7 protein-coding genes are annotated in these 10842 nt (G+C 71.6%); 2 read left to right on the top strand and 5 right to left on the bottom strand.

The window, feature by feature from the left end:
• Positions 1-679 precede the first annotated feature (679 nt).
• Together ACWC9T_RS38655 and ACWC9T_RS38660 are read right to left on the bottom strand one after the other, a co-directional pair.
• Positions 680-817 carry a hypothetical protein gene (locus ACWC9T_RS38655; protein WP_449825720.1) on the bottom strand — a complete coding sequence of 46 codons (138 nt, stop codon included), beginning with the start codon at positions 815-817 and terminating at the stop codon, positions 680-682.
• A gap of 43 nt (positions 818-860) precedes the next feature.
• The gene (locus tag ACWC9T_RS38660) at positions 861-1190 is read right to left on the bottom strand and encodes a hypothetical protein (RefSeq protein ID WP_449825721.1); all 330 of its coding nucleotides are present in this window, start codon (positions 1188-1190) and stop codon (positions 861-863) included.
• A gap of 160 nt (positions 1191-1350) precedes the next feature.
• Here ACWC9T_RS38660 and ACWC9T_RS38665 point away from each other — a divergent pair, with 160 nt between their 5' ends.
• A complete protein-coding gene (locus ACWC9T_RS38665; RefSeq protein WP_449825722.1) occupies positions 1351-1842 on the top strand; it encodes a hypothetical protein in 492 nt (163 codons plus the stop codon).
• 433 nt (positions 1843-2275) lie between these two features.
• On the opposite strand, the gene ACWC9T_RS38670 is transcribed toward ACWC9T_RS38665, so the two are convergent.
• The 3 genes from ACWC9T_RS38670 to ACWC9T_RS38680 form a co-directional block, all read right to left on the bottom strand.
• The gene (locus ACWC9T_RS38670) at positions 2276-5977 is read right to left on the bottom strand and encodes a protein kinase domain-containing protein (RefSeq protein WP_449825723.1); all 3702 of its coding nucleotides are present in this window, start codon (positions 5975-5977) and stop codon (positions 2276-2278) included.
• A gap of 90 nt (positions 5978-6067) precedes the next feature.
• On the bottom strand, positions 6068-7723 hold the full coding sequence (locus ACWC9T_RS38675; RefSeq protein ID WP_449825724.1) for an alpha/beta hydrolase-fold protein: 1656 nt from the start codon (positions 7721-7723) through the stop codon (positions 6068-6070).
• A 148-nt stretch (positions 7724-7871) separates the two neighbouring features.
• The gene (locus tag ACWC9T_RS38680) at positions 7872-8111 is read right to left on the bottom strand and encodes a hypothetical protein (RefSeq protein ID WP_449825725.1); all 240 of its coding nucleotides are present in this window, start codon (positions 8109-8111) and stop codon (positions 7872-7874) included.
• A 191-nt stretch (positions 8112-8302) separates the two neighbouring features.
• Between ACWC9T_RS38680 and ACWC9T_RS38685 the strand changes: the two genes are divergently transcribed.
• Positions 8303-10651, top strand: coding sequence for a helix-turn-helix domain-containing protein (locus ACWC9T_RS38685; protein WP_449825726.1), 2349 nt, complete (start codon positions 8303-8305; stop codon positions 10649-10651).
• Positions 10652-10842: the final 191 nt, after the last annotated feature.

Below are 10842 nucleotides of genomic sequence, written 5' to 3' on the forward strand. Positions count from 1 at the left end.
CCGCTATGACAAGCGAGGGCACGTGTTCCTGGGCACCGTAACCTTCGCGGCCGTCATCATCTGGCTCCGCTCATGATCGGAGAGACATGGCCTAGAGGCCAACGCCACCGTTCCGGCAGCACTGGCGACACCGGAGTGGGAACTCTCGCCCTACCGTACCGAGGGCCAGCCCAGGCCGCTGGCCGCCGACTTCGCACCCAGCCGGCTCCTTCACGGCACCTCGACCGGCAACGACCAGTTCTCCAGCTACGACGCGCTCTTCGCCGCGCCTGACTCCGCCGCGCCCTTCACCTGGACCTGCGCTCCACTGGGACTGGCCACCACAGAACGAGCACGGGGATAGACCAGAGCCCGTGCCCGGGGTTGTGAGGCAGGGACAGGAGCGACCTTCACCACGGCGTTGGACTCGCCCGGGGCTGGACACAGCACAACGCCGACGGCCTCGAGACCGGGCTGGCCCTGATCAGCGCCGGTCGTCCTCGGCACCCACCGTGCCTCGTGCCGGACCCCATCGCGCGCGCCGAGGCGTGGCAGGCGCCGCGACACTGCGCCCGCTCGCCCCTGGAAGGCCGCCAGCCCGCCCCCGCCGGACCCGCCGCCGTTGTTCCTCGGACACCGCGGCCATGGCCGGGCAGGGACGGCCTGGAGCGCTTCTCGACGGGCGCTGGGCCCGCTGGTGTCAGCGCCAGTCGAGTCCGAGTGCGGCGAGCTGGTCGAGTTGCTCGCCGGTCAGCTTCGCCCGGCGGCTCTTGGTGTTGGAGATCCAGACCCCGAGCTTCACCGCGACGGTGCCGTCGGTCGTCTCCAGCTCCTCCACGTGGCCCCTGGTTCGTTCCGCTGATGCGTGCGTGGGGGCGCGGCTACGCCGGGGAGAGGGTCAGGTCCCAGCTGGGCGGGCACTGATGGGGGATGAAGAGGTCCCGGGCGCCCTGGCGGCCGGCCATCCAGTCGGCGCAGTCGTCGGGGCAGGTGTGCTTTTGCACCCACTCGGCTTGGGGAAGCCCGAACTTCGCGTGCATGACCAGCAGGAACGCCTCGTGTGGGGTGATGTTGCGGTCGGCGGCGAGCTGACGGATCCGCATGATGATGTGGATGTACTCGTCCAGGGCGTCCTCGGGCCACTGGCATTTGAAGACGCTGCCGTCGTCGTAGCGCTCCTCCATGACGAGGAACCCGGGACCAGTCGCCATGGCCCGGGGTACTCGGCCCCGCAGTCCGCGCAGTGCGCGCGGTACAGGGCCCAGGCCGGCCCACCAATCGAAGCAGGCCGGGCAGGCAGCCGCTGCTCCTCGATCACGGTGACGAGCTTCGACCATGGCACCTGGCAGGTGCAGACGCTGCGATCCGGCGATGCCTCGTGGGCGGACCCGCGACGCGGTGGAGGCCGGCTCCGCCGCCTACTGGAGTCCGCGCCCGTACTCGTACGCGGGGGTGTCGGCCGGCAACTATCACCTGGCGCTGCCGGTGGTCGCCACCACGCTGCAACTGCTCGAGGACCAGGGCGCCGACGCTGCGGTGTGGCGGCGCTTCGGCAGAGACGGCTGGCGCACCCTTGCCGGCGGGCTGGACAACCCGGACGGCGACCGGCTCCTCGCCATCGAGCGCAAGGCCGCGGCCGCCGCCCGCCCCGCCCGCGAGCAAGCCGAGTGGGAGGCGGCCCGCCCGGCCTGCACCCGCTGCGAGGTGAAGCTCACCGACGCGGAGTGGGAGCGGGCCCGCTGGGGCGAGCGGGTGTGCACGTCCTGCCAGACGGAGGAGTCCGACCGGAAACGGGCCCAGCTCGCCGCCGCCGAGGCCGCCAGGGCGAAGAACACCGGCGGCTCCTGGTGGCGCCGCTCCTGACCCCCGCCAGTTCGGCGGGCACTGCAACGCGCGGTGCAACACGACTGAGCGGTGTGCATCGTGAAGTTGCAGGTCACGGGACTGGTGTGAGGGCGAGTGCGATGCTCGTCCTGGCCGTCGGCCGGTGTCTACGGTGTAGATCGTCTGGCCTGCCGTCCCGAGCCGGTGCCGATGGCGTAACCGGCGGGCCCCCGACGGCGGTTGACGTTGCATGCGAAACAACACGAACCCCGTCGAGGGCCATGACGGCCTTGTCTACACCGCCCGCCTGCCGCTGTCGAGCACCACCTTGAACTGGCTCGCGGGCCTGCTGCGCGGGCATCTGAAGAAGATCCGCTCGCCGTGGCGGGCCCTGTCCGCGGGGAAGATCGCCGGCATCGTGCTGGCGGTCCTGCGCTGTGACCAGCGGGAATGGAGAAGTCCGACTGTAGTATTAGGCAGATCCGGTCGCCGGGCACGAAGACCGGTAGGGAAGTCCGGGCACGTACTTCACCCACTCCGCCTGGCTCAGGGATCCGACCTGTGCGCACATCGCCCGGGCGATCGCGTCTCCCTTGAGCGAGGCGGTGTAGGTGGCCCCGTACTTGTCGATGGCGGTGAGTCGGGAACCGTCCGACGAGAAGGCGACGGCGACGATCGGATTGGTCATTCCGGTGAGGACCGTGCCGACGGCGCTCCGGTCGGTCAGGCTCCAGAGCTTCACCTGGTAGCTCGATCCGCTTCCCTGCACCGCGGCGAGGAGTCCCGCATCCGGGGACACGGCGATCGCCTCGGTGCTGTAGTGCGGGTCGAAGGGCGGGACGGTGTCCACCCTCAGCGGCTCTCCCACGGGTTTCAGGGTCCGGGCGTTCCAGGTCTTCAGGTACGGCTGTGCGGGGGTCGGGTAGGAGAAGAGGGTCGTCCCGTCGTCGCTGAGCGCGTCCGCCGACAGGTCGGGAGGGCTGGCGGTGCTGATCTGCCCGGACGGGAAGGAGACCAGTCCGAAGTACGGGACGGCGATCACGGAGTTCCCGTCGGGGGCGAAGAAGACTCCGGAATCGGGCCTCAGGGTGTCGACCGGGGCGGTCAGGGTGCGGATCTTGCTCATGGTGGTCAGGTCCCAGAAGTCGAGCGTGGCGGTGACGTGGTACCCGGTGTTGTCGTGTGTGGTCGCGGATCCTTCGACGGCCATGAACCTGCCGTCGGGTGAGAAGGCCGCCGCGTACTCCGACGAGTTGTAGCCGGGCAGCTCGCCCCGCTGGGGGCTTCCGGGCGTGCGGGTGTCGTAGAGCTGGATGTCGGTGCCGTCCCAGGCGGCCAGCAGATGTCCGTCGGGGCTGAGTTGGACCCGCACCGCGGCGACGTCGAACGTGTGACGTTCGGACGTGGCGCCGACCGTCCGCACGTCGACCGCGCTGGGGGCGACGGAGTCCTTGGTGCCGATGACTAGCCTGACCAGCGCGGTGGTGCCGCGGTCCTGGCTGACGGCGGAACGCTTGTAGATGGACCACTGCTCGACTGCTGCGGGCGGTTGCGTGATCGGCCTGAGGTCGAGGACGCGGACGGTGTTGTCCGCGCCGAGGCAGACGGCGTGCGAGCTGTCCGCGGTGAGCGTGTACGGGGTTTCGGGGGCGCACTCGCTCGTCGTCGAGCGCTGGTTCAGAACGGGTTGGGTGGGGTCGTCGAACGAGGGTCCCGGAACCTTCCAGACAGTGCCGTCCTGGCTGAGGTAGCGGCCGTCCTGGCTGAACGTCAGCGGATAGGGAGTGGAGAAGGGAATCGTCGTGTCGGGCAGCGCTCCGGTCAGCGTGAAGGAATTGATGCGGGGCTTGCTCGGGTCCGCGAGGACGACCGTCGACTGCGCGGTCGCCACCGCGACCCACTTCCCGTCCGGGCTGAAAGCCATCGCGCTTCGGACGTCGGCGGCTTTGACGTTGATTCCGGGAACCGGTACTTGCTTGCCCGCCGGGAGGTCGACCCAGGTGAAGGGCGTGGCTGCCTGGGGGGTGAAGAAGGAGACGGTCTTCTCGTCCGGGGAGAAGGAGGCACCGTCCCAGGGGGAGAAGTGCGAGACACTCGACGACTGCTGCGTGTGGAAGACCGCTTTGCCGGTGCGCGTGTCCCACAGGGTCATCGCGTCACCGCTTTCGACCAGGTAGTTCCCGTGCGGGCTGAGCATGATCTGGGCGGAGATGCCCTTCGAGGGCCCGGGCAGGTGGAAGGCGGTGGTCCCGGTGGCGGGGGCGGCGTGCTGCGGGTCGAGGACGACGACCTGGGTGTCCTCACCGAGCACCGCCGCCCGGGAGCCGTCGCCGGAGACGGCCACCTTCAGCACCGGTGCGGACGCGGTGTAGGAGCCGGTCTGCTCGCGGGTGGCCAGGTCGCGGATCTCCACGTGTGCCCCGGTGGCCCGGACGAGGAGGTGTCCCGATCCGTCCATCCCTGCGGGGGCGGTGCCGGACCTGGTCGCGTCGGTGACCGGGACCGTCGGCAGGTGGAACGCGGCCGCCTCCCACTGGGTGTTGAGCGTCATCAGAGCGGTTCTGGCGTCGGGTGTGTCGCCCAGGTTCTCGGCCGTGACGGCCAGCCGCCGGGCGAGTTCCGGGTCGCTGGTCCGCAGCGACTGGGCGGTGGCTGCGACCTGGACCGACGTGGCGCGCTCGTACTGGCGGGTCAGTGTGCGCTGCTGGTCGGCGAGGGTGAGCTTCTGGTGCAGGACGGTGCGCCACTGGTGGTAGGCGATGCCGGCGGCGCCGGCCGAGACGGTCAGCAGGAGGGCCAGCACAGCGCTCAGCACCACGCGCAGACGGTTGCGGCGGCGGCCGAGGGCGACGCATGCTTCCAGGAACTCCCGCTCGATGAGGCTCAGGACGAGGTTGCGCCGTCCCGTCGCCGCCCAGTCGCGGGTCTGCTCGAAGGGCGTGCCCTGGAGCAGGTCGCCGCGTTTGCGGCCGTGGTCGGCCCAGATCCGGGTGGCTTCGGTCAGGCGCTGGTGGGCGGCGAGGCCGTCGCGTTCGTCCTCGACCCAGTCGCGCAGCCTGGGCCAGGACCGGATCAGGGCCGCGCTGGCCAGGGTGACGGTCCCGTTCTCGTCGACCAGGATGCCGGCACCGGTGAACGCCCTGACGACCTTCTCCACGACCTGTTCGGGCAGCCGGCCGTCCAGGAACTCGTGCCACCTGGCCGCGCGAAGGGTGTCCTCGGCGCGCTCGCCGGCCGCGACCAGGCGCAGCAGAATCGACGGAACGGCCTCCTGCTCGCGGCGTTCCAGCGCTGCGAACGCCACTTCGGCGGTCTCGGCCCGGGAGGGCCCGGCGTCCGCCGGATCCCCCTCGCGGCCGAAGCGTTCGACGACGGACGCCAGGTCCCGGCGCCCGACCAGGGACAGCAGGAGTTCCTCGGCGCCGGGGCGCTTGTCGGGGTCCTTCTCCAGCGCGGCGCGCACCAGGGCGTCCAGCGGCTCGGGCAGCTGGGAGGTGTCGGGTTCGTACGTGGCGACCTGGTGCGCCACCGCCCCCACGCTGTTGCCCTCGAAGAGGTCCCGGCCCGTCCGGGCGAACATCATCACTGCGCCCCAGCCCCAGATGTCGACCTTCCCGTCGCCGGGCTCGCCCCGGTACCGTTCCGGCGGCATGTAGCGCAGGGTGCCCATCGGCACGCCGGTCGTGGCGGTGCCCTCCATGATGCGGGCGATCCCGAAGTCGATCACGCGGGGGCCGTCGGGTGCCAGCAGGATGTTCTCCGGCTTGAGGTCGCGGTGCACGACGCCGGCCCGGTGGATCGCCACCAGAGCCGCTGCCAGGCTCACCGCCAGCCGCCGCAGCTCCTCCGGACCGTACGGCCGGCCGGTGATCACCGCGCGCCGCAGGTCCATGCCGTCGACGAACTCGCTGACGACGTACGGGGGGACGGCGTCGAGATCGGCCTCCAGGACCTTGGTGGTGCAGTAGGGCTCCACCAGGGTCCAGGCCCGGACCTCCCGTCGTAGTCGCTCGAGGTCGGGCAAGTCCACCGCGCGCAGCACCTTGACCGCGGCCCGCTGCCCATCGGCGGCGTAGCCCTCGTACACCACCCCCTGGCCGCCGGAGCCGAGCCGGCCATCCAGGTAGAAGCGCCCCAGTTGCCTGGGATCACCGGGCAGCAGTGGTTCCCCCACGGGGTCCACCTCGATTCTCAAGAGTGTTCGACATCAACGGATCGCCTGCCGGGGCGACGTCCTGCGGCGGGCCGGCCGGTCGGGGGCGCGTCAGGCGGTGGGCCGGGGCAGGGTCCACTGCTGGTCCGGGCCGCCGGTGCAGTCCCGGATGACGGCCTGCGTCCCGGCGCTGCCCCGGTCGGGGTCGGACAGGCAGCGGCCCGACTGCGGGTTGAGCAGCGTGCCGTTCGGCTGGGGCACCCAGGTCTGGGCACCGGTGCCGTTGCACGGGTAGAGGTCGACGCCGGTGCCGTGGCCGGTGCCGCCGCCGGCCACGTCCAGGCACTTGCCGAGTGCTCGGACGGTGCTGCCGTCGCCGACCGTCCAGTTCTGCGCCACGCTCGCGTTGCATCCGTACACCTGGACCGGCGTGCCGTCGAAGTAGGATCCGTTGCGCACGTCCAGGCACAGGCCCTGGTCCGCGGTGGCGATCCGGCCGGCCGCGGCGGTCGTGGAGGTGGCGGCGAAGGCGGACTGCAGGCGCGGCAGCAGGTCCACCAGGTCCCGGTCCCAGCAGGAGTAGTCGTGGCCGCCGTCACAGCCCCAGCCGGCGCCGCCGCCGTAGTCCACGAAGTACGGGTGCTGACCGGCATTGACCAGTGCGGCGTTGAAGTGCTGCGAAGCGCTCTCCAGCCAGAACTCGGCGTTCAGCGGGTTTCCCGAGGCGTTGCCGACGTAGATCGAGACGTTCGTGTCCGCGAAGGCGGCGGCGTGCTCGGTCGGGTCGGCCGCATTCCACAGTGAGTCGTCGTACGGGGGCGTCACCACGGAGACGGGGTAGGGCGATCCGTACATCGCGTCCGTGTCGGAGACGCTGGGCTCGTAGGGGTCGCTGACGGGGTGGCAGTTGCTCCATGGCCGGACGCCGCCGCCGAGCAGGCTGACCAGCGGCGCGAACACCTGGGTCTTCCGGTTGGTCATGGAACCGACCATGACCTCGCGGAACATCATCTCGTTGCGGGAGATGTCGGCCTCGCCGGACAGGCTGGCGACCTGGCCGAACAGGTCCGGGTGCAGTTGGGCCAGGTGCAGGGCGCCGAAGCCGCCCATGGAGATCCCGGCGATGCCCCGGTGGACGCGGTCGGGCACGGTCCGCAGGTTGGCGTCGATGAACGGGACGACCTCGTGGACCTCGAAGTCCTCCCAGTTCTGCGGGCCGGCCTCGGTGTTCTGCCGGAGCCAGTTGGTGTACCAGCTGCGGGGACCGCCGTCCGGCATGACGATGATCATGCCGGAGGTGTTCTTGACGCCGTCGAACATGGGCAGCCGGTCGGCGTTGAAGTAGTCGCACGGGTCGCCGGGGGAACCGTTCAGGAGGTACAGCACCGGATAGCGCTTGCCGGGGTTGTCGCGGTAGTCCGACGGCAGCACGATCCGGATGTGGTGTCCGACCGTGCCCGGCGCGTTGGCGACCTGCGTGCTGGTCACGGTGATCCGGAAGTCCGTGTCAGTGTTGGCGGGAATGCGCGGGTTGCCCACCAGTGACGGGTCGTCGGCCACCTGCGTCAGACCGAAGCCGTCGGTGAGCGTCGGCGCCGGCGCTGTCGCCGGGTCGGCGGCACGGGCGGCGGTGGAAGTGACGACCGTGCCGGTGACGGTGGCGAAGGCGGTCACGAATGCGGCCACGACGGTGGCCAGCCGGTGTTTCACAAGGTCCTCCCGGACGGCGGTGGGTGCTGGGGACGGGACGGCGGGCTTCTGCGGCACCGCCCCGGCCACCGTGGCCGCACCGGCCCGCGGACAACAGGACAACCGACCGGCCACATCCGGCCGGTCGCGCCCGGACGCGGCTGACCTGGGCTTCCCCGCCAGGTGCGACGGGCACCGGGCCGACCGCGCCGAGCCCCCGAGCGGGTTAGGCCGGGCTCCGCCAGAGCGCGACGACCACCAGCAGCAGCACCAGCAGGCCCGCCCCGCTGGCCATCAGGCAGCCCACCCGGCCGCCGCCCCACCATCGTCCCGCCTCGATGTGACCGCTCGGAGCGTGGCCGGCGTGCCGGCGTTCGCAGTGCCGTACGAGCTCCAGACGGCCTTCCGGCTGCCCGGCCCACGGCGTCTTGAACCCGCACTCCCCGCACCAGAACCGGTACCGCACGGCAACCCCTTCCACCGCACCCCGGGGGCGCGATCCGCTGGCATTCCGCCAGTCCGCGGTCCGCCCGCCGCCGGCAGCACGGATCGTCACGCGAACGAACGCCGCCGCAACAGGCCACGCACCGGCCATGGTCGGCCGGTTGCCGCGCGGTAGTCTGCGGCCGGCAACCTACCGACGCGTAAGGAGAAGTGATGACGGAGCCGGGCTCCGCCCTCCGCGGCCTGCGAAGGGCCGCCGGTCTGACGCAGGAACAGCTGGCCGAGATCTCCGGGGTGAGCGTGCGCAGCATCCGCCGGCTGGAGCATGGCGCCCCGCTCGATGCCCGGATGGCGACGGTCAGCCAGTTGGCCTCCGCGCTCGGGGTACCGGTCCAGGCCCTGGTTCCCGCTGCGGGCACCGCCGGTGACGCGCCCGGCGGCCCGGTCGCGCCGACCGCTCCGGCTCCCGCGGCCGGGCCGCTGTTACACGGGCACGGATTGCTGGACGAAGCGGCCGGAGAGCTGGCCCGGGAGGTCCGGCGCCGCTGGCGGCGGGAAGAGGACCAGAGCCGGGTCCGGGACCCGTTCCAGCTTCCGGTGCGGTGGCAGCCGGCACCCGCCGACCTGGTCGACCGGTGGGACAACATCCAGCGGTTGGGGCCAGGCTCGGTGGCGAAGCCGCTGGAGTTGGCCGGAGACCTGGCGCAGGTGGCGCAGGTGCACCGGCGCATACCGTCGGGCCGGATGGTGGTCCTGGGCCGGGCTGGAGCAGGCAAGTCGGTGCTGGCGATCCGACTCGTGCTGGACCTTCTGGAGACCGGCTGCACGCAGGTCCCGGTCATCTTCGGCCTGGGAGCCTGGGATCCGACCGCGGTGTCGCTGCCGGACTGGCTGGTCGGCCAACTCCTGCGTGACCACCCGCAGCTGGCCCGCCGCAGCCCCGGAGGCACCCAGTCACTCGCCGAGGCGCTGGTCCACGGGGACGCCGTGCTGCCCGTCCTGGACGGCTTCGACGAGATCGCCGAGGGCCTGCGCGAGGCGGCGCTGAGGGAGCTGAACGCGACGTCGTCGGCCCTGGTGGTGACCAGCAGGCGGGACGAGTACGCGGAGGCGGTCCGTGCCACCGGCACTCCGCTGGCCTGGGCCGCGTGCGTCGAACTGGGCGACCTCACGGCGGCGGACCTGGCGCACTACCTGCCGAGGACGTCGCACCTCGACGGTGCCCGCGACTGGGGCCGCGTGCTGGCGGCCGTAGAGGACCCGGACCATCCCGCGAGTGCCCGGATCACCGAGACGCTGAGCACCCCGCTCATGGTCGCCCTGGCCCGCGTCCTGTACAGCAACGCCACCGGCCCGGCCCCGGACGAACTCCTGGACGGCGCCAGATTCCCCGACGCCCGCGCCCTCGAGGAACATCTGCTGTCGGGCTTCGTACCCGCCCTGTACCGCCCGCGCGCACCCGAGGCGACCACCACCGGCCACGGGCGGCCGCACCGGACGTGGCACCCCGCGCAGGCCGGACGATGGCTGGGCTACCTCGCCCACGGCCTGGCCACGCCCGAGACGGAGCGGCACGATCTCGCGTGGTGGCAACTCGCCGACAGCCTGCACCGCGGTCCCCGGACCCTGGCCGTCGTCCTCGCCACCACAGCCTGCCTGACCGTCTCCATCTGGCCGATCATGGCACTGGCGCCGCTCTCCGCGACCCAGGTCCTCCTCCTGGGCCTGCTGCTCGGGCCGGCGGCAGGCCTGACCTTCGGCTGTACGCAGGCCTTCGCCGACACGCTCCGCCGCCGCCCCGGCACCGAACCCACCCGCACCCGCCTGCGCATGCGCGGACACCGGCGCATGGCCCGTCGACCGCGCCGAGCGTTCGCCGCCCACCTCGGCGCGGCACTGCTGGGCGGGTTCGTCATGGGGGCGGGCACCGCCGTGGCCATCACCCTGGAACGGTCCCTGGTGTACGGCTTCCCGATCACCGCTCCCGGGGTGCCGCAGTTCACGATCGTCAACGTCATTGTCTTCGGGCTGATCTTCGGCACGGCGGCGCCGCTGACCTTCGGGCTCCTGATGGCCTTTCAGGCTCCGCTGGACACCACCTCCGCAGCGACCCCCTCCGCCCTGCTGGCGACGAACCGGGCCGAGGCCGCCCGGCAACTCCTGATCCTCGCGCCGCTGCTGACAGCCACCATCACCGGAGTCGGCCAGGCCCTCGTCACCGCGCTCCACGGCACGCTCGGCCCCCTGGTCTGGGGCCTGGACGGGCTCGAGGTCGGCGCCATCGGCGGAACCGGCGGCGCCGCTGCCTACATCCTCACGTTCACGGCCTGGGGACAGTGGCTCGTCCTGGTCCGCTTCTGGCTCCCGCTCACCGGCCGACTCCCCTGGAACACCGCCGTGTTCCTCGAGGACGCCTACCACCGCGGCGCGCTGCGCCGGTGCGGCGCCGTTTACCAGTTCCGCCACGTACGGCTCCAGCACCACCTAGCTCGCGCCCACCGCCGCCGCACCGGCCGCTTCACCGACGCGAACATGTCCAGCCAGAACAGTCGCACCGGATGAGAACCTTCCAAGCGATCGAGCCTCGGTCAAACCCGGAGCGGTTCACTACGGGACTTCGCGGGAGAACCGAACCGGCTGGCCTCCACGCTCCTCAAGCCCCTCTCTGTCAGCCTTGGGTGAGACATCCCGCTTTGTCGGGTTAGCCTGAGAGGGCCCGAGTAGGAGTTCCACCCCTGATGACCAGCACCAAT

The organism is Kitasatospora sp. NPDC001159, from assembly GCF_053598235.1.

Excerpts from the sequence above, each read along its gene's own strand:
- ACWC9T_RS38660 (WP_449825721.1), bottom strand. The coding sequence starts at position 1,190 with ATGGCGACTGGTCCCGGGTTCCTCGTCATGGAGGAGCGCTACGACGAC.
- ACWC9T_RS38665 (WP_449825722.1), top strand. The coding sequence starts at position 1,351 with ATGCCTCGTGGGCGGACCCGCGACGCGGTGGAGGCCGGCTCCGCCGCC.
- ACWC9T_RS38685 (WP_449825726.1), top strand. The coding sequence starts at position 8,303 with ATGACGGAGCCGGGCTCCGCCCTCCGCGGCCTGCGAAGGGCCGCCGGT.